This is a genomic window from Kribbibacterium absianum (assembly GCF_030067705.1).
Lineage (GTDB): Bacteria > Actinomycetota > Coriobacteriia > Coriobacteriales > Atopobiaceae > Kribbibacterium > Kribbibacterium absianum.
Window position 1 is genome coordinate 530,838 of sequence record NZ_JASJEX010000002.1, and the last position, 23,197, is coordinate 554,034.

Below are 23,197 nucleotides of genomic sequence, written 5' to 3' on the forward strand. Positions count from 1 at the left end.
GGGGCTCGCAACAGCAGGAAGAACGGCCGCGCCGCCCCCTTGACGTTGACGTCGCGTCAGGCCTTAGCCTCGGGACGACGGTGACGAGGAGCGCCCATGAAGACGGACTACACCATCGGCGAGCTGGCTGCCCTGTCCGGCGTGAGCCAGCGCACCCTGCGCCATTACGAGGCAAAGGGGCTGCTGGCGCCGCGCCGCCAGGCCAACGGCTATCGCGTGTACGGCTCGAAGGACGTGGAGCGCCTGCAGCAGGTGCTGCTCTACCGGGCTTGCGGGCTCTCGCTCGAGACCATCCGCGCCCTGCTGGACGACCCGGCCCATGACGAGGCGGCCGTCCTTCGCAAGCATGTGGCCGCGCTGGAGCAGCGCCAACGGGATTTGGCGCGCCTCATCGGCACCGTCCGAAAGACCATCGACCATCTGGAAGGAAGGCGGGACATGACGGACAAGGAACGGTTCGAGGGGTTGCCGGCGCAGTGGGTGGCGCAGAACGAGGAGCGCTACGGGGCGGAGGCCCGCGAGCGCTACGGCGACGAGGCGGTGGATGCGAGCAACGGGATGGTGCTGTCCATGAGCGCGGAGGACCAGGCGCGGTTCCGCGCCCTAAGCGACGAGGTGTTCGAGCGTCTGCGAGCAGCGATGGCGACCGGAGACCCGGCGGGTTCAGAGGCCGCGCGGCTCTGCGAGGCGCATCGCGACTGGCTGTGCATGACCTGGCCGGCCGACGCCTATAGCCTCGAGGCCCATCGCGGGCTCGGGCAGCTGTACGTGGTCGACGAGCGGTTCCAGCGCTACTACGACGGGCCGTGTGGGGCTGGCGCCGCGGCGTTTCTCCGTGACGCGCTCGACGCGTGGGAGGGGTAGCGCGTCGGATGGTTCGCGATTCTAGGGAGGTCTGATGACGACGATCGACCCGCGTTTCGACTACTGCGAGCTGCTGCTTCAGCACGATAACCCGGCGCAGGTGCCCGCTCCGTCACTGCCCGAGGGCTACGCTGTCGCCTCCGACCCGCTGGCGTATCGCGACGCGTGGGTTGCGCTGATGGGTGAGCTTCGGTTTCCGGGCGACCTCGACGAGCACCGCGCCCACTGGGCGGCCATGACCGAGACCGATCCCGAGCTGTTCTCGCGCTACAGCGCGTTCGTTGTCGATGAGCAGGGCGATCTGGCCGCCACGTGCAGCCTGTGGCCGGGTCGACACTTCTCGCCCGAGCGCCTGCGCATTCATTGGGTGATGACGAGCCCGTCCCACCAGCGGAAGGGCCTGGCTCGGGTGGCCGTGGCCGAGTGCTGCCGTCGCTTTGCCGCCGACAAGCCCGGCGAGCCGCTGTACCTCTCGACGCAGGCGCAGTCGTGGCCCGCGATTCGGCTATACGAGAGCATGGGGTTCGCGCCGTATGAGGGCGCGTGGTCTGATCGCACGGCCGAGCAGTCCGCAGCGGACTGGGCCGAGGCGCGCCGCCTGGTGCGCGAAGTGGCGGGCGCGGAGGTCTAACCCCGTGGACGCTTCGGAGAGAGCCGTTTGTCCACGGTTGGACAGTTGGCTCTCTCCGAAGCGTCCACGCCTCCGTGACCTGCGGTGACGAAAAACGGGCAAAGTTGGCCGGCTCTGTCGTTCTCTCCGGTGCTAGCATCTGCAAACGTTGTCACATTCCTGAACCCGGAGGAACCGTTGTACGCCCTGTTGCTTGCCGTGATCTACCTGGCGTTTGTCAGCCTCGGGCTGCCGGACTCGCTGCTTGGCGCGGCGTGGCCCTCGATGTACCCGCAGCTCGGCGTGCCCGTCGGCGCCATGGGCGTCATCACGATGGTCATCTCCGGTTGCACTGTGGTCTCCAGCCTGTTGTCGAACCGGCTGATCCGCGCGTTCGGCACCCGCGGGGTCGTGATCGGCAGCGTGTTCCTCACGGCCGTGGCGCTGCTCGGCTTCTCGCTGGCCGACACGTTCTGGCTGCTCGTTCTTCTGGCTGTTCCGTACGGGCTCGGTGCCGGGTGCATCGATGCCGCCCTCAACAACTACGCGGCCATCCATCTGTCTGCGCGGCACATGAGCTGGCTGCATTGCTTCTGGGGCGTCGGCACCATCGTCGGGCCGTTCGCGATGGGCTGGGCGCTCACACACGGCGGCTGGCACCTGGGCTACCGGATTGTTGCGGCGCTGCAGCTGGCTATCGGCGTGTTCCTCGTGCTCACGCGGCACGTCTGGAAGAGCGAAACAGCAGGAAGAACGGAGGACGAGAAGAACACCGCCGGCCTCATGAGCGCCGCCCGCGTGCCCGGCGTTCCTGCGGCCATCCTGGGGTTTCTCGGCTACTGCGCCCTTGAGGTGACGGCGGCCAGCTGGGCGAGCACGTACTTCGTCACGGTGGCCGGCATTGCGGAGTCCCAGGCGGCTGACTTTGCGTCGCTGTTCTACATCGGCATCACGGCGGGGCGGTTCCTGGCGGGCATTGTGGCGACCGGTCAGGGGGACCGCAAGATGATCCGCATCGGGCTCACGGTCGTGGGGGTGGGGCTCGTCCTCTTGGCTGTGTCGAGCGTTCTCACGGGGTTGGCGGCGGTTGCTTTTGTGATCGTGGGCCTGGGCTGCGCGCCCGTGTACCCGAGCATCATGCACCACACGCCCGAGGCGTTTGGCGCGCGGAACTCTGCCTCGGTGATCGGCCTGATGATGGCGCTGGGCTATGTGGGCACCACGTTTGTGCCGCCGCTGTTCGGGCTGCTCGGTCAGACGGTGGGCTTCTGGGTCATGCCGTGGTTCCTGGGGGCGTTCGCGGCGCTGACGGCCGTGGCGTTGCATCGCGCCGACGCCACGCCGCGCTAGCGGACGCTTGGGAGAGAGCCGTCTGTCCATGGTTGGACGCTTGGGAGAGAGCCGTTTGTCCACGCTGCGCCCGGCTGGAGCGTGGACAAATCGCTTTGACCGAAGCGTCCACGCCCCCTGGCCTGCGGCGTCGCCACAAAGGGCAGTCGCGCGTCGCAATAGCAGGAAGAACGGGAGGGCGCCCGGTCGGATGCAGCTGTGCACCCGGGTATGCTAGTCCGTAGAACGGCACTGGGTGAAATCGGAGGCTCGTGGTGCTGACGATTGACCGTATAACGCAGGCCGTGCACAGCGCCTGTCGCGGGCGCCCCGTCTCCGCTGCCTTTCTCTTTGGGTCCTACGCTCGCGGGGAAGCGACGGCCGAGAGCGACGTGGACCTGCGCATCGAGTGCACTGGTTGCTACCGCTTCAGCGATGTGCTGGATATTCAGGAGGCTCTCGAGCGCGAGTTGGGGCTATCCGTGGATGTGCTGTCAAAGCCAAAGCGTCTCATGGCGCCTGAGTTCCGGGCCGCGCTCGACCGCGATGAGAGGTTGATTTGTGTAACTCAATGAGCGTGATGCCGCGCTGATCGAGGCCATTCTCCGTTCGAACCGTCGAATTCAAAGCCGTATCAACCGATACGGGCTCACGGAGGATTCCTTTGCGAGCAGTGATGCGGAAATTATTGCTCGCTGCGATAGCGCCCTGATGCCGCTGTTCGTACTCGCGGAGGACGCCTGTCATTTGTCCGAGAGCGTTCAAAACGCTCTCGACGGCGTTCCGTGGCGAGAGATTCGCGGATTCCGCAACTTTGTGGCTCACGGTTACTGGGAGCTGGACCCTCGCGTGGTGTGGGAAGTTGCGACGGACAGCGCTCCGGCGCTGGCTGCTGCGCTTGAGGGGGCTTGTCGCAAACACATAGCTGGCGGGCCGCTCTTGGGGACATGACGTTGCGACGCCTGGACGCTTCGGAGAGAGCCGTTTGTCCACGCTCCGATCGGCTGGAGCGTGGACATTTGGCTTTGACCGAAGCGTCCAACCGTGGACAATTCGCTTTGACCGAAGCGTCCACGCCCCCCCTGGCCTGCGGCGTCGCCACGAGGGGCAGTCGCGCATCGCAATAGCAGGAAGAACGGACCGGCTAGATCAGCTGCATCTGCGCCAGCGTCGTCGAGTACCAGTGACTCGCCGTCGGCGGGCAGTACTTGTTCGCGGCCGTCATGGAGATCGTGTAGCCGTAACCGCTCGACAGGCCGGCCACGTGCGCGTTGATCGCGGTGTCCCAATCGGACCAGCCGGAGCCGCCCCAGCCCCACGCGTTGCAGGGGCGGAAGCAGCAGGCGCCCTTGGAGCTCTCGGTGTTGGAGATGGCCGGAGACCAGCGTGGGTCCACCCCGTTCTCCCAGGCGGCCTCCGCAAAGGTGCGTCCGCGACCCGCAAGGGGAGACCCGGCCAGATAGCCGTCAATTCGAGTCCCCCACTCGTCCACAAAGGCGTCGTGGCCACAGGACCAGTCCACGGCGGAGAGCTCAGGGTTGCCCTCGGACGCGGCGCGGGCCATGTTGGCCTGCATCTGGGCGTCCCGTTCGGCTTGCGCGTCGGCCTGGGCGGCGTCGCGCTCCTCGGTCGCGGCCTTCTCGGCAGCCTCAGCCTGGGACAACTGCGCTTGTGCGTCCTCAAGGGCCTGGGCGGCGTCCTGCTCGGCGGACTTGGCCTGTTCAACGGTATCGGCGGCCGACTCGTCGGGCTTGGCGTTCACGGCGTCAAGGCCCGAGGGGAGGGCGGCGTCGCTCTCGGCCAGCTTCGCAGCCTCGGGGTTCTGTCCAGAGCGAATCGCAGCGGCGGCCTGTGATGCGCGCGCCTGCGAGAACTGTTGGGACCACTTGTCCAGCTCCTCGGCGGCGGCTCGGGCGGCCTGGCTCGTGGCCAGCGCGTCCTGTGCCCGGCCGGCCATCGTCTGGGCCTTCTGCACGTCCAGCGTGCGGGCGTTGAGCGTGGCTTGAGCGGACGCGAGCCGCTGGGTCGCGGTGCCGGCCAGCGCGGGCGTCGGCGCGAAGAGCGCGGCGACGACGGCAACGGCGGCGAGCCGCGCGGAGATGGGAAGTCGGCCTAACAAACAGCCTCCAATGCCGGGGCGGACGTCCGGCGGGCATGCCTAAGGCGGGCGAAGAAAGGCCGGACGCGGTACAAGCTGGGTACCTTAGGCCGGAAGCGCCGAGAAGCCCAGGCCCTTCACAGGTTCTTCTCAGCCGTCCGTTTTGTGTGAAGCTTGCTGGCGTTCTTCCTGCCATTGCGACGACACCCGCGTCTACCTGCGGCGTCGCAACGGCAGGAAGAACGCCGTGGACGCTTCGGTCAAAGCCGTTTGTCCACGCTCCAGCCGGGCGCAGCGTGGACAAACGGCTCTCTCCCAAGCGTCCAGACGTGGACAAATGGCTCTCTCCGAAGCGTCCGCGCTAGCCGATCCTCTCCACCGCCGTCTGCGCCTGCAGCTCCTCGGCCACCGTCAGGTCGAACGCGCCCGTCTCGGGGGAGAGGCAGTTCGCGGTCGCGCACGCCATGCCGTACCGCAGTGCCTCGGGCGCGGAAGCCCCCCGCGCCAGCGCAACGCCGAACGCGCCCACCAGCGTGTCGCCCGACCCCACCGGGTTCACGACCTCGATCCTCGGCGACCGCCCACGGTACACGCCCTCGTCGCAAGCCATGACCGCGCCGGCACCGCCCAGCGACACCACCACGAGGGGCACGCCCTGCTCGTGCAGCTCCTTCGCCGCTGCGACCACTTCCTCTTCGCCGGTCACGGCGTGCCCCAGCACCGCGGCGATCTCGTCGGTGTTGGGCTTCACCATCGTCGGGCACGCTCTCACGCCCTCCAGCAACAGCTCACCGGAGGTGTCGAGCAGCACTTTCGCGCCCGCCTTCTTCACACGCTCGATCAGCAGCGCGTACACGTCCTTGGGCAGTCCTGCCGGAGCGGATCCGTTGAGCGTGACGCCGTCCGCCCTCTTCGCTAGGGCCTCCACCTTGTCGAGAATCGCCTCAAGCGCTCTGTCGCCTACCGGGCGCCCCGGCTCTAGGAACTCTGTCGACGCACCGTCCGGGTCGAGCGCATTGATGCAGCAGCGGGTCTCGGCCTCCACCACGCAGAAGTCCTGCTCAACCCCGTCCGCTTGCAGCAGGTCGCAGAGCAGCTCGCCGTTATGACCGCCCACGAACCCCGTCGCCACCACGTCCTCGCCGCAGGTCTTCACCGCGCGGGCGCAGTTGAGCCCCTTGCCGCCGGCACGGTCGATCACGGTCGCGACGCGCTGGACCTCGTGCACCTCCAGCGGGCGTGTGAGTTGGTAGGCCTTGTCGATGGACGCGTTGAGCGTGACGGTGACGATCATGGGTGCCTCCCGATAGGGGACTGTGAGCCTATCGGAAATGTTCGTAAGTGTGCGAATGATTGTCAAGCACACAATTGTGCACAGCCCGTGCAACGTCTTGGGCGCACCCTGAGCCGTTCTTCCTGATGTTGCGCGAGCGGTCTCGAACCGACCGCCAGCGGCCTCTCGCAACGACAGGAAGAACGACGGAGCCCATGCGCGCTTTAGCAGGAAGAACGAAACCGCAGCTCAGAAGGCCAGTCCAAAGAGCTTCATGCCGCTGCGAACCCCTTTGGACTTCCTGAGGCACCCCTGAAGCACGTAACCTTTGAGCCAGCAAGAGGGGCAGCCGGCGCCCACCTCACTCGTTAGCCAAGCAACAAAGGAGGACACCATGGTCTGGGAGGAGCTCTCAGCGGCCCGTGTCGTTCCGTCGCTCGAAGCCTCCACGATGGAGGAGGTCATGGAGGGTCTCGGCACCGTGATGATCGACCGCGGGTACGCCAAGGACACCTACGTCGACGCCCTCGTGGAGCGCGAGCGCGCCTTCCCCACCGGCCTCGACATCAACGGCGTGGGCGTCGCGATCCCCCACACCGACGTGAGCCATGTCATCAAAGAGGGGATGGCCATCGGCAAGCTCAACAAGCCGGTGCGGTTCACCCTCATGGGCACCGACGACGAGACCACGGACGTTTCCCTCGTCTTCATGCTGAGCGTCAAGGACCCCCAGGGCCACCTGGTGCAACTCCAGCGCATCCTCGAGATCATCCAAGACAACGAGGTGCTCAAGCGCCTCATGAGCTGCGATAACGCGGCAGCCATCATCGACGTCATCAAAGAGAAGGAGCAGTCCCTATGAGCAAGAAGGTCATCGTCGCCTGCGGTGGCGCCGTCGCCACGTCCACCATCGCCGCCAACAAGGTCCAGGAGCTGGGCAAGGCCAACGGCATCCCCATCGAGATCTGCCAGTGTCGCATCTCCGAGATTCCGTCCAACCTGGACGAGGCCGTCCTTATCGTCACCACGGGCAAGTGCAAGCGGGACTTCGGCGTCCCCCTGGTCACCGGGATGCCCTTCATCTCCGGCGTGGGGGTCGAGAAGACGGAAAGGGCAATCCTTGATGTCCTCAACGCCTCGTAAGTCCGCCACCCGTTCTTCCTGCTAATGCGACGCTCCAGGTAGATACCCCAATCGTCGCTTTAGCAGGAAGAACGGAAGCCCTCCCCAGGCAGTCAGTCGCGCCGAGAAAGGCACTCCTATGTGGGAAGCAGTATCCGGAGTACTTCAATACATCATCGACATGGGCGCGTCCGTCATGCTGCCCATCGTCATCGCAATCGTCTCAATGATCATGGGCGTCAAGCCCGACAAGGCCCTTCGCGCGGCACTCATGATCGGCGTCGGTTTCGTGGGCCTCTCCCTTATCGTCAACCTGATGAACGACGAGCTGGGCCCGGCCGCTGCCGCTATGTCCGAGCGCTTCGGCCTCACCCTGTCCGTCGTTGACATCGGATGGCCGGGCGCCTCGCCGATCACCTGGTCCTCCGAGATCGCCCTCGTCGCTATCCTCGTGGCCGTGGCCCTCAACGTCGTGATGCTCGTCCTCAAGCTCACCCGGACCGTCAACATCGACATCTGGAACATCTGGCACATGACCTTCACGGGCGCCATCGCCTACGCGGTCACCGGCAACTACCTGATCGGCATCCTTGGCGTCGCGGTGCACGCGGCCGTCTCCTACAAGCTCGGCGACCTCTGGGCGCCCGTCATGAACGACTACTTCGAGCTGGACGGCATCACCGTCCCGCACGGCACCTCCGCGTACATGGCCCCGATCGCCTGCGCCATCGACTGGGTCATCGACCGAATCCCCGTCATCAACAAGATTGACTTCTCCGCTGACACCCTGCAGGAGAAGGTGGGCGTTCTCGGCGAGCCGGTCACCATCGGCTTTATCCTCGGCGCCGGTATCGGCTTCCTGGCCGGCTACGAGGTCAAAGAGGCGCTGCCCCTCGGCATCACGATGTCCGCCGTGATGATCCTCATGCCCAAGGTGGTCAAGTGCATCATGGACGGCCTGCTTCCCCTTACCGAGCGCGCCAAGACGATCATGAACGAGAAGTTCGGGGGAGAGGAGTTCCACATCGGCCTCGACCCGGCGATCCTCCTTGGCGACTCCCAGGTCGTCACCGCCGGCCTGCTCTTCATCCCGCCGTCGCTGCTGATTGCCGTGCTGATCCCGGGCAACCAGGTGCTCCCGTTCGCCGACCTCGCCACCATTGGCTTCTTCGTCGCCATCGCCGTGGGCGTCCACAACGGCAACTTGTTCCGCACGCTCTTCTCCGGCACGGCCATCATGGCCATGACCATCTGGATCGCGAACGAGACGATCCCGTGGCTCACGGCCCTCGGCGTCCAGACCGGCTCCATTGCCGCCGGCTCCACAATCGCGGCCCTCGACCAAGGCGGCAGCCCGCTCACGTACCTCTTCGTGCAGCTCTGTACCTTTGAGAACGTGGCCGGCCTCCTCGTGATTGGCGCCATCTACGCGGTGTGCCTGCTCTTCGCCGTGCGGCACAGCCGCACGCGCGCCAAGGCGCTGACGGGCACGGAGGAAGAGGGAATGACCGGTGGCCCGGACCTGGAGCTCGGCTGATTCCTGGCTCCTGTCGTGAGGGCGCCCCGTCAAGGGCGGCCGCCCTTCAAGACGCTCCGCTCCCGTTCTTCCTGCTAAAGCGACGCAACCCATGAGAGAAAAACAGTGAAACCATAAGGACCTGATTCCACGTCAGGCCCCCGAGGAGGTCATTGCCATGAAGGCCGCTCAAGTCCATGCCGCTAACGACATCCGCTACGAAGACGTCGAGAGGCCCGTCCCCAGCGCGCACGAGGTGCTCGTCAAGGTCAAGTACACCGGCATCTGCGGCTCCGACGTCCCCCGCGTGCTCGACGGCGCCTGCCACAGCTTCCCGATCACCCTTGGTCACGAGTTCTCGGGAACGGTCGCCGAGACGGGCCCGGGCGTCACGAACGTTCAGCCCGGCGACCGCGTTGCCGGCGTGCCGCTGGTCCCCTGCATGGAGTGCGATGACTGCCTCCGTGGCGACTACGCTCTCTGCAAGCACTACAGCTTCATTGGCTCGCGCCAGAATGGCAGCTTCGCTGAGTACGTGGTGGTTCCTGAGCGCAACGTGGTCCGTGTGGACGACTCGGTCTCCTTCGAGAAGGCCGCGTTCTTCGAGCCGGCGACCGTGGCCCTTCACGGTATCGAGCGCACGAACTTCCGCGGTGGGCACCCGGTCGCGATCCTCGGCGGTGGGACCATCGGCCTCTTCACGGCGCAGTGGGCGAAGGCCTTCGGCGCATCTGCGGTGGTCGTGTTCGACATCGTGCCGGAGCGCTTGGATCTGGCTCTCCGCCTGGGCGCCACGCACGTCGTGAACACCAGCGACGAGGACTACCTGGAGCGGGCCATGGCGCTCACCGGTGGCCGCGGCTATGACTACGTGTTCGAGACGGCCGGAGCGGGTCCCACGATGAAGATGGCCTCCGCTCTTGCTGCCAACGGTGGTGAGATCTGCTTCATCGGCACGCCCAAACGCGAGCTGACCTTCTCGGTGGACGAGTGGGAGCGCATGAACCGCCGCGAGTTCACGATGACTGGCTCCTGGATGAGCTACTCGGCACCGTTCCCGGGTCACGAGTGGCCGGCGAAGGCGGAGGCGTTTCGCACGGGCGCGCTGTCCTTTGACGATGACCTGATCTGGTCGGTGAGGGGGCTCTCCGAGGCAAGCGACGCGTTCGAGGACTTCGCGACGCCGGGCAAGGTCAAGGGCAAAGTGCTCCTGGACAGCGAGCGCTGAGCCCCCCTGGCATTCGTGCCGGGGTCTCACGGCCTGACGGGTCGCGCCGCGATCCCGGGCTAAGCTAGGAACCCCCGTCCCGTTCTTCCTGTTGTTCCGCGCCCTCGCCTGCGCCCGGTGGGTCGCACCAGCAGGAAGAACGGGGCCCCGCCGCTCGGAGAGACGAGGCCGCCATGAAGCGTCGCAGCTGGGACATCGCACGTCGGCTCGCTGCGGGCACGCCCCTCACCCTGGCTCAGCTCGCTCGCGAGAACGGCGTCAGCGAGCGCACCATCCGCAACGACCTCAAGGAGGTGGATCGGGAGCTCGGCCGTCTCGGTCTTGCTCCCGTCTCCTTCGACCACGGGCGCCTGGTCGCGCCCCCGGGCATTGTGGCCCTGCTCCCGACGCTCGATGGGATGGACGCACAGAGCTACCAATTGGCACCGGAGGAGCGCGTCGCCGCCGCGGCCGCGCTGCTCGTCTCCGCAACGTCGCCGGTCACGCTGGCCGAGCTCGCCGACCGTCTCGCCGTCAGTCGCAACACCGTGATCAACGACCTCGACGCCATCAAGGCCTCCATCGCCGCAGTCGGGCTTGCTGTGGATTCGCTCCCCGGCAAGGGGCTGCTCGTCGTCGGGCTCGAGTCGCTGCGCCGCACGCTCCTGCTCGACATCGCGCTCGGGGCGCTGCAGCAGGGCGCGCCGCCGCTCGTCTCGTTGCTGCCCTTGGGCGGGGACCCGCGCATGCTCGCCACCATCGTTACCGAGCAGGAGGGCCCGCACGGCATCCGCCTGACGGACATTTCTTTTGACGAGGTGCTCACCTACCTGCGGGTCCTCGTCGGGCGCTTGGAGCGCGCCGCCTTCATCGAGGAGCAGCCTCCGGTGGACGGCGCCCCCTTTGCGATGGCGCAGGACGTGCTCCGCTACGTGGCCCAGAGCTGCCACGTGCCCTGCCCCGAGAGCGAGGTGCGCTTCCTGGCGTGGCTGCTGGCCGGCGCCCGTCGGCTCTCCGGCGACGAGCGGCGCACCGACGTGCCACAGATCCAGCTCGTCACCCGCAAGCTGGTGGAGCGCGTGAGCGAGGAGCTGGGCGTCGATCTCAACGACGACTACGAGCTGTTCCAGAACCTCTCGAACCACTTGGAGGCCGTGCTGCGCCCCGAGCCGGTGACCTACCCGGACACGGATCTGATCCGCGAGGTGCTGGCAGAGAACGACGAGGTCGTGGCCGCCGTCCGTAAGCGCGACGCCATCGTGCGGGCCTACGTGGGGCGCCCTCTGGACGAGCTGGAGGAGGGCTACATCGCTCTGCACCTCTGCGCCGCGCTCGAGCGGCGCCGCCTGCGCTCGGGCACCATGCGCGTGGCGCTCGCCTGCAACGCCGGGGTCGGGACGTCGCAGCTCCTGGCGGCCAAGTTGCGCCGCCACTTCAACTTCTCCATCGTCGACGAGCTGGGAGCCCATGAGGTGCGCCTCTTGGATCCGAGCGAGGTCTCGCTCGTCATTTCGACGGTGCCCCTCGAGGGCTGCCCGGTGCCGAGCGTTGTCGTGACGCCGCTTCTGACGGACGAGGACTTCGTGCGCATCGGCGCGGCCATCGACCGCCTGGAGCCGTCGAGCGTTCCCGGAGACGAGACCGCCCAGCGGCTGTGGCGGCGGTTGGAGCCGGTGGTGAGGAGGCACGTGGAGGCGCCGGACGAGCTCTTGGACGAGCTGCTCCGCGAGCTCCGGGGTTACTTCCGCGACGCCGAGCGGGGCACGGGCCCGCGCGGTGACTTCGGTGCGCTGTCGCCGTCGCTGCGCCAGCTGCTGCCAGCCTCTCGGATTCGGCTCGACGTGGCCGCCCGCGACTGGCGTGCGGCCGTGCGCACGGCGGCGGTGCCGCTCTTGGAGGAGGGCCTCATCGAGGGCCGCTACGTGGACGCAATCCTCAAGAACGTGGACGAGAACGGCCCCTACATCGTGCTGTCGCCGGGGTTCGCGCTGCCGCATGAGGGACTCGACCAGGGCACCGTGGAGGCCGGTCTCACGCTGGTGCGGCTGTCTGCACCGGTTGAGTTCGGCGCCGACGAGCTGGATCCGGTGCGCTATGTGTGCTGCCTCTCGGCCGTGGATCACTCGACGCACCTCAAGGCGCTGTTCTCGCTCGTGAACCTCATGAAGGACGAGCGTGCCCGGGCGGCGCTGGACGCGGCCGAGAAGCCCGAGGACGTAGTGGCCGTGCTGAAGGACTGGGAGGCTCGGGAGCCTGGCGGCGCGTGAGGTCGCGACCGTTCTTCCTGTCGTTTCGCACGTCCCCGTTCTTCCTGCCAAAATGAGCGCGGTCCGTTCTTCCTGCTGTTTCGTGACGGCTCTGTGACGCTCTGCCCCTCCTTGCATTGTTCGAAGATGTGCGTTACTGTGCGAATAGTCAAGAACGAGGAGGCGCGATGCTCAAGAATGAGCGCCAGGACGCAATCGTCACGCTGGTGGACGACCAGGGCGCCGTCACCGTTAAGGACGTGGCGCAGACGCTCGGGGTCTCCGAGATGACCATTCGTCGCGACCTGGAGGAGCTGGCCACGCAGGGCCGCGTGCTGCGCGTGCACGGCGGGGCCCGCAGCGTGGCGGGCGAGCGTGACCATCTGGTGCCGCGGGAGTTCACGCACTCCGAGAAGCACCTGCTGCACGAAGCGGCAAAGGCGCAGGTGGGCGCGCGCGCTGCGGAGCTCGTCGCGGCCGGGGACACCGTGTTCCTCGGCGCCGGCACCACCACGGAGCAGGTGGCGTTGTCGCTGCTCGACGTCCCATTGCGCGTGGTCACCAACAGCCTGTCGGTGTTCGATATTGTGCGCCAACGGCCAAACATCGACGTGTGCCTGATCGGGGGCACCTATCGGCCGTCGACAGACGCGTTCGTGGGCTCCATTGCCGAGCAGTCTGTCGCCACGCTCGGCGTGGACAAGGCGTTCATCGGGGCGAACGGCGTGTTGGCCGAGGGCGTGAGCACGTCCAACCCCGAGGAGGGCCGGTTCCAGGCGCTGGTGCTGGACTCGAGCGCCGAGCGGTACCTCGTGACGGACGCGAGCAAGCTGGGGCGCCGGGACTTCTTCACGTTCTACGAGCTGGGGTCGTTCGACGGCCTGGTGACGGATCCGAGCATCACCGAGGAGCAACGGGAGGAGCTGTCCGTCTCGACCCGGGTCCTCACCTGATCAAAAACCGTTCTACCTGCTCATGCGAGAGACCCTTCTCGTTTTTCCTGCCAAAGCGCCGCCGCAGGTAGATGGCCAAAAGTACGGAACAGCATGAAAAACGGGAGCCAGTCGGGGCCCCGGGAAAGGGAGCATCCATGCGCATCATCATCGGCTCGGACGCGGGCGGCATGTCGCTCAAGGAGGTCGTGAAGGCCCACCTCGTCGAGTCCGGCCACAACGTCGTCGACCTCTCCGTCGAGCCGGCTGCGGACTTTGTGGACTCCGCCGTCGCGGTGGCCCAGGAGCTGCTCGCCGACCCGGACGCCCTCGGCTTCGCGTTCGACGAGTACGGCGCCGGCAGCTACATGGCCGCCTGCAAGGTGAAGGGCATCGTGGCGTGCGAGTGCTCCGACGAGCGGAGCGCCTTCATGACGCGCCAGCACAACAACGCGCGCCTCATCACGATGGGCGCGGGCGTGACCGGCCCTGTCATCGCGAAGGGCATCTGCGACCAGTTCCTGCAGGAGGCCTACGCCGGTGGCCGCCACCAGGTTCGTGTGGACATGCTCAACAAGATGGCCTAGCTGCGCTTTCATTTTTCCTGCTATTTCGAGGCCCTTCCTGTCGCCTTGGCAGGAAGAACGAGTCCTGATATAAGGAGCACACTCTATGAAGATCGCCATTGGCTGCGACCACATCGTCACCGACGAAAAGATGAAACTGGCAGACCACCTCAAGGCGCAAGGCTACGAGGTCATCGACTGTGGCACGTACGATCACGCACGCACCCATTACCCAATTTATGGCAAGCGCGTGGCCGAGGCCGTGACCTCCGGCGAGGCCGATGCCGGCGTTGTGATGTGCGGCACCGGCGTGGGTATCACGAACTCCGTCAACAAGGTGCCGGGCGCCCGCTGCTGCCTGGTGCGCGATATGGCGACGGCCGTCTACGCCCGCGAGAACCTGGCCGCGAACGTCTGCGGCTTTGGCGGCAAGATCTGCGGCGAGTTCTTGCTGCACGACATCGTGGACGCGTTCCTTAACGCCGAGTATCAGTCCACGCCCGAGAACGACGCGATGGTCGCGAAGATCGACGCCGTGTGGCAGGGGGACGCCGAGGCGCAGGCGAGCCCGGACTTCTTCGACGAGTTCCTCGTCAAATGGGACGAGGGCTACTACCACGACTAGCCCGGACGCTTGGGTCAAAGCCAGTTGTCCACGGTTGGACGCACCCGTTCTGCCGGCCAAAACGAGCACAACGAGCAAGCCCCTGCCGGAAGGGGGCTTTGCTCGTTTTGGCATGAAGAACGGGAACCTTACAACACGAGCTTCGCGTAATCCTGGGATCCGTGGAACACGTGCGCGACAAAGATGCAGTCCGGTTTGATCGTGTACAGCACTACGTAGCGGCCCACCGTGAACGCGCGGTAACCGAGGGCCGCCAACTCCGGCAGGATGCTCACATCAAAGAGTTCGGGGAACGCGCAGACCTGCTCCATCGTCTCGTCAATGCCATCGGCAAGGTCGTCGAACACAGAGGGGCCGCCCGTCCGCTCATCGAGGTAGCTTTGAATCTGCTCCAGTTCGAGCGCCGCGCTGTCGGCCAGAACCCACGGCTTAGCCATGACGGTTCTTCAGGCGCGCCAGGAGCGCCTTGCCGTTGACCGTCGCTCCGCGCTCGTACTCGTCCTCGGCGAGCAACACGCGAGAGAGGAGCCGCGCCTTGGCCGCCTCCTGCAGCAGCGCATCGTAGTCCTCGGGTCGCATGGTGACCATGGCCTCACGCCCGTTGTTCGTGACGAACACGGGCCCGTCGCTGTGCTCAACCAGTTCCTGGAACTTTGCGGTGTCTTTCATCTCGCGCACGGGTGCCATGGTGGGCATGGGGGCCTCCTTTGGGTGTGGCCCCATTGTACCCCGTTGGGCTGCTCGTTCTGCCGGCCAAAACGAGCACAACGAGCAAAGCACCTGCCAGAAGGGGCTTTGCTCGTTTTGGCATGAAAAACGGGAGCGGTCACTCGGTGCGTCGGCGCAGCGCCAGACCGCCCATGCCCGCTGCGGCGCCCGCCAGAACCAGCGGGGCAACGCTGACAGTGGGGTCGCTCGTGTCGGGCGTGGTCGAGGACGTCGTTGTCGCGCTGCTCGATGTGGACGCGAGCAGCGAGCTGAGTGACAGCGCGCTCGTGCCGGTCGTGCTCGTGTCCGCTGCCAGCGCCGAGCTCATCAGCAGCGACGAGAACAGGCCCGAGACGTCGCCCGAGAACAGGCTCTTGAGCATGGCCTGGAACGCCTCGATGAACGCGCTGCTGCCGAAGCTGAGCGCGCTGCCGAGCAGGTTGTCGAGGGTCTTGAGGATGCCGGTCTCGATGATTTCACAGGTGATATCGGCCGTTGCGGGCTTCTCGGTGTCCGTGGTGTCGCCGCCGGTCTCGTCGTCGGCCGGCTCGTCGGTCTCCGTGTCGGAGCCTTGCGTGTCGTCGCCGGGGACCTCCTCGGCGGGCGTGTCGTCCGTGGCCTCGTTCGCCCACGCCGGAACCGGCGCAATGGCGAGCGCGGCGACCACTGCCACGAGCAGCGCGAGCAGGCACCAACGGTGACGAGAAGACGGTGCGACCATGGGCGTCCTTTCGAGCACGTCTCTCCGGAGAATTCCCGGCAGTCCCTTTTTCATGCTAATGCGAGAGGCCTGAAACCGTCCGATAATTTCGACCCGGATCCTTCCGTTCTGCATGCTGTTTCGAGCACAGGCGCGTTGGCCTGGGGTCTCGCAGCAGCAGGAAGAACGGCGCCTCTCGCAACAGCAGGGAGAACGGCCCGCCTCTCGCAACAGCAGGAAGAACGGGCCTCCTCTCGCAATGGCATGTAGAACCGTTCCCTCTCGCAGCGGCAGGAAAAACGACCTGCTACTCAATCACCGGCGCGTACTGCTCCACGGCCGCCTTCGCCTCCGCCGAGAACCCCGACCCCGCCACCACCGCGTCCACGTCCGCCAGGTCGTAGAAGCTGTAGAAGTCCCGGCGGTCGAACTTGCTCGGGTCCGCCAGCAGGTACCGCTGGCTCGCCTGGTCCAGCGCAATTCGTTGCACGTCGCCCGCCTCGGTCGTCGACGTGTACGCATGGCCGCCAGCAATCCCGTTCACCCCGATGAATGCCTTGCTCACGCCGAACCGCTCCATTGTCGCCTCGGCTACCGAACCCACCACGGCGCCCATGCGCCGCCGGAAGAACCCGCCCAGCAGGTAGAGGTCCACGTCCTCGCGCTGCTCCAGGAGACTCAGCACCGGCAGGCTGTTCGTGATCACGCGTAGGTGCACGGGCGGCAGCTGCGCGGCCATGGCCTCGACGGTGGTTCCCGTGCCGAGAAACAGCGTGTCGTTCGCCTCGACCAGCGTCGCCGCCAGCGCCCCGATGGCCTGCTTCTCTGCTACATGCAGGACGCTCTTCTCTCGCTGGCTGCGCTCACGCTGCAGCACCGGGCTCTGCCGCGGCTTCAACGATTGAGCGCCGCCGCGCACGCGGGCCACGCGCCCTTCCTCTGCCAGGTCGTCCAGGTCACGCCGTGCGGTCATCTCCGAGACGCCCAACCGCTCCGCCGCCTCTTTAATGGAGAGGTTCTGCAGCTCGTCGGTGAGTTCGACCATCGCGTCCTGTCGCTCTGCCTTTAGCATGGGGCCTCCTTGACGGTGGATGTGACTTCACCCTAACAAACATTCCCAAAACATTCCAAGATTAGCGAGCATGCTCTGGGAGCTTCTCGCAAAATCTCACAATGAAGGGACAAGAGGGCAACGGCGGACCCGAGGCCGGCCGGTCGGCTTCCGCCAAGGGAATAACTCCGGATCATGGTGCCGTTAGGCTCCCTGTATCGACCGTTCGCCGAGCCCGGTCCGCCGACGTGGCCTCCTTTTTCTCCTCTCGCCTAATTGAAAGAAGTTGTTGGTACACTTCTCACAGAAAGTAACAAGACGTGACAAAGAGTCGCAATGAAGGGAGTCGGCCATGCGAACCGGAGTCATCCTTGCGAGCCACGGGGAGTTCGCGCGCGCGGCGCTCGGCAGCGCGGAGATGGTGGCCGGTCCCCAACCGGACATCTGCGCGCTCGCGCTGCAGGCGGACACTTCGCTCGAGGACTTCGAAGCGGCGTTCCGCGACGCCTATGACCAGCTGTCCAGCCAGTGCGACCTGGTCGTCTGCCTCTGCGACATCCTCGGCGGTACGCCGTTCAACGTCGTCGCCCGCGTCAAGGCGGCCGGCCTCGAGCTGCTCGCCTACACCGGCCTCTCGATGCCGGTGCTGCTGGAACTGCTCATCACGCGCGGCCAGTACAGCACGGAGTGGGAGCTGGCCAACGTCATCGAGGCGGCGGGCGCGTCCGCGCTCCAGCGCATCGACATGGCACCGGTGCCCACGGAAGACGGCGAGGACCTCTGAGCCTCCCCTCACATCAGCCCTAAAGGACGAGTTGCGTCGCAGGAAGAACGAAACCGCAGGTAGCGTTAGCAGAAAGGAACCACCATGTCGGTCAAGCTCGTGGACATCGACGACCGCCTCATCCACGGCCAGCTCGCCACCACCTGGATCCCGGACTACCGCATCGAGTCCGTGATCATCGTCGACGACAAAGTCGCCAACGACCCGATCCAAAAGTCCGTCGCCGGCCTCGCGGTGCCCAAGGTCAAGGTCAACGTCTTTGGCGTCGACAAGTTCATTGACGTCCTCACCAAGACCACCATCAAGAAAGTGACCATGGTCCTTTTCACCAACCCGGTGGACGCCCTCAGGCTCCACGAGAACGGCCTCCCTTTCAACTACCTCAACGTCAGCGGCATGCGCTTCAACGACCAGCGCCGCCGCCTGCACAAGAACATGTCGGTCACCGAGGACGAGAAGGAGGCGTTGGAGCAGCTCATCGAGATGGGCGTGGAGTGCTGGATGCAGCCCACGACCCGCGACCCCAAGGTCCGCGTCTCCGAGCTGCTCGAGAACTACGAGGCATAACCCCCGGGGCGCCGCGCCCCACCTGTGAGGAGCATCCATGCTGCAAGCGCTCTTGCTCGCCATCTGGGCGGGCCTCTGCACCTGGGACCAGTACGGTCCCCACCTGGGCTTTCGTAAACCGTTGCTCGCGTCCGTCGGCGTCGGCGTGATCATGGGCGACATGACCACCGCGATCATCATCGGCGCGACGATGGAGCTCATGTGGCTCGGCGTCAACAACATCGGCGCCTATGTCCCGCCCGACGTCATCTCCGGAACCATCGTGGGCGCCGCGCTCGGCATCATGAGCGGCGGCGACGTCGCGAGTGACACCGCCCTCGCTGTTGCCATCGGCATCCCCACGGCCACGCTCGTCCAGCAGCTCAACATCCTCGTGATGACCACCAACATCACCTGGCTGCACAAGGCGGACAAAGTGGCCCTGACCGGCGACTTCGATGCCGTGAACCCGTGGTTCTGGTGCGGCGCCTGGTCCTTCTTCGCCACGCGCGCCATCCCCACGTTCATCGCCTGCGGCATCGGCTCCTTTGTGATCGAGGACATCATGAACTTCCTCGAGAACTCGGTGCCCTGGGTTCTCTCTGGCTTCTCCACTGCGGGCGGCATGATGCCCGCTGTCGGCCTCGCGATGCTCCTCACGATGATGCTCAAGGGCAACATGTGGATCTTCCTCATCGCCGGCTTTGTGATGAGCGCCTACCTCGGCGTTCCGACCATGGGCATCGCGCTTGTGGCCGTCGCGGTGGCCGGTTTCTACGACTACGTCTCCGAGAGCCAGAAGAAGGCCGCCGCGCAGCCGGCCCTGGAGGCATCTCCATCCGCAGACGATGACGAGGAGTACGATCTCTGATGGCCAAGGTTTCCAAGCACGCCCTCAACAAGGTGCTGCTCCGCACCCAGGGATGCCAGTTCGCTCACAACTACGAGCGCATGCAGAGCCTCTCGCTCACCTACTGCTTCGCGCCGGTGCTGAAAGAGTTGTACGGCGACGCCCCCAAAGAGGACCGCGTCCGCGCCATGCAGCGCCACCTGGAGTACTTCAACACGCACCCGCTCGCGATCCCTTTCATCCTCGGCATCGCCGCGGCGCTCGAGGAGACCACCGACGAGGACCAGAAAGAGACCGTCGTCGCCGTCAAGACCTCGCTGATGGGCCCCTTCGCCGGCCTTGGCGACTCGCTCCTCAACCTCACCTGGACGCCCATCTGCGGGTCCATCGGCGCGTCGATGTGCATCAACAACGGCAGCCTCATCGGCCCCCTCGTGATGCTCATCATGATCAACGCCCTCTACTGGCCCATCAAGATCTACGGCCTCTACGGCGGCTACTCCAAGGGCATGGAGGTCATCGAGAAGTTCGGCGTGCAGGTCTTCGACCGCCTCAGCTCCCTTGCTAATGTGCTCGGTGTGATGGTGGTGGGCGGCCTGATCCCCACGACCGTCAAGCTCGCCTGCGCCATCGAGATTCCGCTGGGGGAGGGCGACCCGCTCGTGATCCAGGACCAGCTGGACAAGGTGTTGCCCTATGCGCTGCCCGTGCTGCTGACGTTCATCTGCTACCGCCTGCTCAAGAAGGGCCAGGGCAAGAACTCCGCGCAGCTGATCGTCGGCTTGATCGTGTTCGCGCTGGTCTTCGCCTGCCTGGGCTATTACTTCCCGGGCCTCAAGATCTTCGCCTAGGCTCTCGTGGCCGGGGCGCTCGCGTTCGCGGAGCCCCGGCCATGACGCCCGATGGCATCAGAGTTCGTTCTTCCTGCTATTCCGACAAGGATCCCTTATGCGCACCATCCTCGTTCTCATGGACACCCTGCGCCGCGACGTGCTCTCCTGCTACAACCTCCAGTCGCCCGTCGTCACGCCGAACCTCGACGCCTTCGCGCGCGAGTCATGCGTGTTCGACGAGCACTGGGTGGGTAGCGCTCCCTGCATGCCCGCTCGCCGGGACATCCTCACCGGTCGGCTGAACTTCCTCGAGCGCGGTTGGGGCCCCATCGAGCCCTTCGACGTCACATTGCCGCAGGTGCTCCGTGAGCACGGCTACTTCTGCCACATCACCACTGACCACTGCCACTACCTGCGTACTGGCGGCGAGGGCTACCTGCAGCAGTTCAACACCTGGGACTACCACCGCGGCCAGGAGGGCGACCCCTGGGTGAGCGCCATCGACGACCCCTCGAACATGCCGCGCGATTACTACGGCCGCGTGCGCCGGCAGTACCAGCTCAACCGCACGCAATGGCCAGAAGAAGCGCAGATGCCGTCGCCGCTCACGTTCCAGAGCGCCTGCGACTGGCTCGACCGCAACGGTCAGGCCGAGGACTACTTCCTGATGGTGGAGGCCTTCGACCCGCACGAGCCCTTCGACGTGCCCGACGAGTACCTGAGCCTCTACGACGGGCCCGAGCTCGACCGTGACTACTACGAGATCCCCTGCTACGCCCGCCAGAGCGAGAGCGACGTGACCGACGACGCGGTGGCCTACCTCAGGCGTCGCTACCACGCGCTGGTCACCATGACGGACCGGTGGTTCGGGCGTCTGATGGACAAGGTGCGCGAACTGGGCATTTGGGACGACGTGCTGCTCGTGGCCACGACGGACCACGGCTACTTCCTGGGCGAGCGCGACTTCCTCGGCAAGAACTTCATGCCGCTCTACAACGAGCTGGCGCACCTGCCGCTGTTGGTTCGCTTCCCGGGCGGCGCGCGAGCCGGACGGCATGCCCAGCAGCTCACGCAGAACATCGACCTGATGCCGACGGTGTTGGACTTTGCGGGCATTGAGATTCCGGACGATGTGGCGGGCGTCTCGCTGAAGCCGCTGGCGACGGACGCGGACGCGCCCACCAAGGACTACGCGCTCTTTGGCTACCACGCGATGGACGTGAACATCACCGACGGTCGCTACGTGTACTTCCGCGCGCCGGTGCCGGGCAACCAGCCGTGCTTTGAGTACGCGGCGATGCCGACGACGATCCGGCGCGTGCTGGGCACCGACAATCCGGGCGCCATCGAGTGCGGGCGGTTCCTGCCGCGCACGGACTACCCGGTGTTCAAGGTCCCGGTGACGAAGCCCGGGATTATCGACCAGAGCGACGATCCGCTGCGGGAGGTCTCGAAGACGCGGCTCTTCGACCTGGCCGTGGACTATGGAGAGCTGGACGACCTAGCCGGAGGCAACGACCCGGCCGAGGACCGTATGGTGGGCCTGCTGCTTCGCGCCCTGGACGAGAACGACGCGCCGCCCGAGCAATACGAGCGCCTCGGCCTCGCCGCCGCCCGTTCTGCCTGCCAAAGCGACGCCCGGCCATGAGGCGCGTCAGCTTCCTGGTCAAGCCTGCCTCGTCGGCCTGCTCGATGGCCTGCGCCTACTGCTTCTACCGCGACGTGGCCCAGGGCCGCGCGCCCCAGGTCATGAGCGACGCCGTGGCGGACGCCCTCATCGACCGCGCCCTTGCCCTGGCCCCGGACGCCTCCATCGCCTTCGACTTCCAGGGCGGCGAGCCCACGCTGGCCGGGTTGCCCTTCTTTGAGCGCTTCGTCGCCCGCGTGGCCGCGCAGCGCGACCGGCAGCATGTCTCGTTCGCGATCCAGACCAACGGCCTCGCCCTCGACGACGCCTGGTGCGCGTTTCTGGCCGAGCACCGCTTCCTGGTGGGCGTCTCGCTCGACGGGTACCGCGAGCTCCACGACAGGCTGCGGCCGGACCTGCACGGCGCCGGCACCTTCGATTGCGTCGCGGCCGCCATCGCGCGCCTGCGCACCTACGGTCTAGAACCAAGCGTCCTCATGGTCCTTTCGCAGCCGTTGGCTGCGCACCCGCAAAAGGTGTGGCGCACCATCGAGCGCCTCGACCTGCGCTATGTCCAGTTCATCCCGTGCCTGGGGCCGCTGGACGGGGCGGCCGGTCGCCACGCGCTCACGCCCGATGCGTTCGCGCGCTTCTACCTCACACTGCTGGGCCTCTGGGAGCGCGGCGGCCGCACGGTCCACGTGGGCCTCTTTGACGATCTGCTCGCGCTGACGTCCGGCCGACACCCGCAGACCTGCGGGCTGCTCGGTCGGTGCGCGCCGCAGTTTGTCGTGGAGGGGGACGGCTCGGTGTACCCGTGCGACTTCTATGCGCGCGAGCCGTGGCGGCTCGGGAACGTGACGGAGCGATCACTTGAGGAGCTGGCAGTGTCGCCGGTGCTCCGAGAGTTTCTGATGCGCCCGCGTTCCCGGTGCGCCGAGTGTTCCTCCTGTCGTTTCGAGAGCCTCTGCCACGGCAACTGCCCGCGCATGGCCTCGGCGTATTTTGACGAGCGGGCCTGCGGTTATCGTCGGTTCTTGGAACAGGCGTGGCCGCGCCTGGCCACTCTCCGGAAAGGAGCCCCCGCATGGATGTGAAGATGGTCGGCGCCACGCTCGTGGTCCTGGCGGTGCTCGGGTTCCTGTTCTTCGAGTACGAGAAGCGCTCGCTCACCCGGCGGCTCGAGCGCCTTATGGAGGCCCAGGACTTCCGCGGCTGCCTCGCGTTGCTGGCTGAGCCGGTCACCCGTACGGTCTTTCCGCGCTACAACCGGCGGTTCCTCGAGCTTTCCTGCCATCTGGGGCTCGACAACCTGGCCGAGGCCGAGCGCCTCTGCAGCGAGATGCTCGCCATGCGCCTCACGCCCGAGCAGCGCACGGTCACGCTGGCCAAGGCCTTCAATGTTGCAGTAGAGCGGGAGGACCGAGAGACGGCGGCTCGGCGGCTGGCCCAGATTGAGGAGCTGGATGACGGGGCTCTGGCCCAGGAATCCCGCGAGACGTTCGACGTGCTGCTCAATGGCTCGTCGGCCTACGTGGAGTCCATGAAGCGGCGGCTCCGTAACGCCGACCAGGGCACCGCCGCGCGCCTGTGCTACCTGCTGTCCGTGCAGTACGCCAATCGCGGGGATGACACCGCGGCCGAGCAGTACCTGGATCGCGCCGGTTCCTGCTTCGACGCGCCGGTGGAAGGCTAGTTGTGGAGTGGGTT

The 23,197-nt window shown here is 66.2% G+C and carries 26 protein-coding genes; 20 read left to right on the forward strand and 6 right to left on the reverse strand.

Translation table 11 applies throughout. From position 1 onward, the window contains the following. The first annotated feature begins 96 nt into the window (after positions 1-96). From QJ043_RS05285 to QJ043_RS09800, 5 genes are all read left to right on the forward strand, one after another. A complete protein-coding gene (locus QJ043_RS05285; RefSeq protein WP_283713720.1) occupies positions 97-864 on the forward strand; it encodes a MerR family transcriptional regulator in 768 nt (255 codons plus the stop codon). A 34-nt stretch (positions 865-898) separates the two neighbouring features. Beyond that, positions 899-1,495: a GNAT family N-acetyltransferase gene (locus QJ043_RS05290; protein ID WP_283713719.1), complete on the forward strand. Its 597-nt coding sequence runs from the start codon at positions 899-901 to the stop codon at positions 1,493-1,495. Positions 1,496-1,693: 198 nt separating this feature from the next. Beyond that, positions 1,694-2,824, forward strand: coding sequence for an MFS transporter (locus tag QJ043_RS05295; protein WP_283722752.1), 1,131 nt, complete (start codon positions 1,694-1,696; stop codon positions 2,822-2,824). A 284-nt stretch (positions 2,825-3,108) separates the two neighbouring features. After that, positions 3,109-3,378 (forward strand): nucleotidyltransferase family protein, encoded by a 270-nt coding sequence (locus tag QJ043_RS05300; protein WP_283713783.1) that lies wholly within the window; start codon positions 3,109-3,111, stop codon positions 3,376-3,378. 58 nt (positions 3,379-3,436) lie between these two features. Continuing rightward, positions 3,437-3,754, forward strand: coding sequence for a HepT-like ribonuclease domain-containing protein (locus tag QJ043_RS09800; RefSeq protein WP_430538558.1), 318 nt, complete (start codon positions 3,437-3,439; stop codon positions 3,752-3,754). Positions 3,755-3,947: 193 nt separating this feature from the next. Here QJ043_RS09800 and QJ043_RS05305 read toward each other — a convergent pair whose 3' ends face one another. Then, a complete protein-coding gene (locus tag QJ043_RS05305; protein ID WP_283713717.1) occupies positions 3,948-4,922 on the reverse strand; it encodes a hypothetical protein in 975 nt (324 codons plus the stop codon). 340 nt (positions 4,923-5,262) lie between these two features. After that, on the reverse strand, positions 5,263-6,195 hold the full coding sequence (locus QJ043_RS05310) for a 1-phosphofructokinase family hexose kinase (protein ID WP_283713716.1): 933 nt from the start codon (positions 6,193-6,195) through the stop codon (positions 5,263-5,265). Between the two features lie 373 nt (positions 6,196-6,568). Here QJ043_RS05310 and QJ043_RS05315 point away from each other — a divergent pair, with 373 nt between their 5' ends. The 8 genes from QJ043_RS05315 (at position 6,569) to lacB (ending at position 14,388) form a co-directional block, all read left to right on the forward strand. Then, entirely contained in the window at positions 6,569-7,036 is a 468-nt protein-coding gene (locus tag QJ043_RS05315) for a PTS sugar transporter subunit IIA (RefSeq protein ID WP_283713715.1), read from the forward strand. Continuing rightward, on the forward strand, positions 7,033-7,317 hold the full coding sequence (gene gatB, locus QJ043_RS05320) for a PTS galactitol transporter subunit IIB (protein WP_283713714.1): 285 nt from the start codon (positions 7,033-7,035) through the stop codon (positions 7,315-7,317). The genes QJ043_RS05315 and gatB overlap by 4 nt, the downstream gene beginning before the upstream one ends. Positions 7,318-7,477: 160 nt before the next feature. Beyond that, positions 7,478-8,833 carry a PTS galactitol transporter subunit IIC gene (locus QJ043_RS05325; RefSeq protein WP_283722753.1) on the forward strand — a complete coding sequence of 452 codons (1,356 nt, stop codon included), beginning with the start codon at positions 7,478-7,480 and terminating at the stop codon, positions 8,831-8,833. 157 nt (positions 8,834-8,990) lie between these two features. After that, entirely contained in the window at positions 8,991-10,040 is a 1,050-nt protein-coding gene (locus QJ043_RS05330) for a galactitol-1-phosphate 5-dehydrogenase (RefSeq protein ID WP_283713712.1), read from the forward strand. A 173-nt stretch (positions 10,041-10,213) separates the two neighbouring features. After that, positions 10,214-12,286 (forward strand): BglG family transcription antiterminator, encoded by a 2,073-nt coding sequence (locus tag QJ043_RS05335; RefSeq protein ID WP_283713711.1) that lies wholly within the window; start codon positions 10,214-10,216, stop codon positions 12,284-12,286. 167 nt (positions 12,287-12,453) lie between these two features. Continuing rightward, complete coding sequence (locus QJ043_RS05340; protein ID WP_283713710.1) at positions 12,454-13,218, forward strand: DeoR/GlpR family DNA-binding transcription regulator; 765 nt, start codon at positions 12,454-12,456, stop codon at positions 13,216-13,218. 137 nt (positions 13,219-13,355) lie between these two features. Then, complete coding sequence (gene lacA, locus QJ043_RS05345; protein WP_283713709.1) at positions 13,356-13,784, forward strand: galactose-6-phosphate isomerase subunit LacA; 429 nt, start codon at positions 13,356-13,358, stop codon at positions 13,782-13,784. A gap of 85 nt (positions 13,785-13,869) precedes the next feature. Then, positions 13,870-14,388, forward strand: coding sequence for a galactose-6-phosphate isomerase subunit LacB (lacB, locus tag QJ043_RS05350; RefSeq protein WP_283713708.1), 519 nt, complete (start codon positions 13,870-13,872; stop codon positions 14,386-14,388). 128 nt (positions 14,389-14,516) lie between these two features. On the opposite strand, the gene QJ043_RS05355 is transcribed toward lacB, so the two are convergent. From QJ043_RS05355 to QJ043_RS05370, 4 genes are all read right to left on the reverse strand, one after another. After that, on the reverse strand, positions 14,517-14,825 hold the full coding sequence (locus QJ043_RS05355) for a type II toxin-antitoxin system RelE/ParE family toxin (RefSeq protein ID WP_283713707.1): 309 nt from the start codon (positions 14,823-14,825) through the stop codon (positions 14,517-14,519). Next, positions 14,818-15,084 (reverse strand): type II toxin-antitoxin system Phd/YefM family antitoxin, encoded by a 267-nt coding sequence (locus QJ043_RS05360; RefSeq protein WP_283713706.1) that lies wholly within the window; start codon positions 15,082-15,084, stop codon positions 14,818-14,820. The genes QJ043_RS05355 and QJ043_RS05360 overlap by 8 nt, the downstream gene beginning before the upstream one ends. Positions 15,085-15,214: 130 nt before the next feature. Next, the gene (locus tag QJ043_RS05365) at positions 15,215-15,817 is read right to left on the reverse strand and encodes a hypothetical protein (RefSeq protein WP_283713705.1); all 603 of its coding nucleotides are present in this window, start codon (positions 15,815-15,817) and stop codon (positions 15,215-15,217) included. A 286-nt stretch (positions 15,818-16,103) separates the two neighbouring features. Continuing rightward, positions 16,104-16,868 carry a DeoR/GlpR family DNA-binding transcription regulator gene (locus tag QJ043_RS05370; RefSeq protein WP_283713704.1) on the reverse strand — a complete coding sequence of 255 codons (765 nt, stop codon included), beginning with the start codon at positions 16,866-16,868 and terminating at the stop codon, positions 16,104-16,106. 331 nt (positions 16,869-17,199) lie between these two features. Between QJ043_RS05370 and QJ043_RS05375 the strand changes: the two genes are divergently transcribed. The 7 genes from QJ043_RS05375 (at position 17,200) to QJ043_RS05405 (ending at position 23,183) form a co-directional block, all read left to right on the forward strand. Beyond that, entirely contained in the window at positions 17,200-17,631 is a 432-nt protein-coding gene (locus QJ043_RS05375; RefSeq protein WP_283713703.1) for a PTS sugar transporter subunit IIA, read from the forward strand. Positions 17,632-17,715: 84 nt separating this feature from the next. Next, entirely contained in the window at positions 17,716-18,198 is a 483-nt protein-coding gene (locus tag QJ043_RS05380) for a PTS sugar transporter subunit IIB (protein ID WP_283713702.1), read from the forward strand. A 37-nt stretch (positions 18,199-18,235) separates the two neighbouring features. Then, complete coding sequence (locus tag QJ043_RS05385) at positions 18,236-19,048, forward strand: PTS mannose/fructose/sorbose/N-acetylgalactosamine transporter subunit IIC (protein ID WP_283713701.1); 813 nt, start codon at positions 18,236-18,238, stop codon at positions 19,046-19,048. Then, entirely contained in the window at positions 19,048-19,878 is an 831-nt protein-coding gene (locus QJ043_RS05390; RefSeq protein WP_283713700.1) for a PTS system mannose/fructose/sorbose family transporter subunit IID, read from the forward strand. The genes QJ043_RS05385 and QJ043_RS05390 overlap by 1 nt, the downstream gene beginning before the upstream one ends. Positions 19,879-19,975: 97 nt before the next feature. Beyond that, a complete protein-coding gene (locus QJ043_RS05395; RefSeq protein ID WP_283713699.1) occupies positions 19,976-21,508 on the forward strand; it encodes a sulfatase in 1,533 nt (510 codons plus the stop codon). Further along, positions 21,505-22,584 (forward strand): radical SAM/SPASM domain-containing protein, encoded by a 1,080-nt coding sequence (locus QJ043_RS05400; protein ID WP_283713698.1) that lies wholly within the window; start codon positions 21,505-21,507, stop codon positions 22,582-22,584. Before QJ043_RS05395 ends, QJ043_RS05400 begins: the two co-directional genes overlap by 4 nt. Continuing rightward, the gene (locus tag QJ043_RS05405) at positions 22,575-23,183 is read left to right on the forward strand and encodes a hypothetical protein (RefSeq protein ID WP_283713697.1); all 609 of its coding nucleotides are present in this window, start codon (positions 22,575-22,577) and stop codon (positions 23,181-23,183) included. The genes QJ043_RS05400 and QJ043_RS05405 overlap by 10 nt, the downstream gene beginning before the upstream one ends. Positions 23,184-23,197 lie beyond the last annotated feature (14 nt).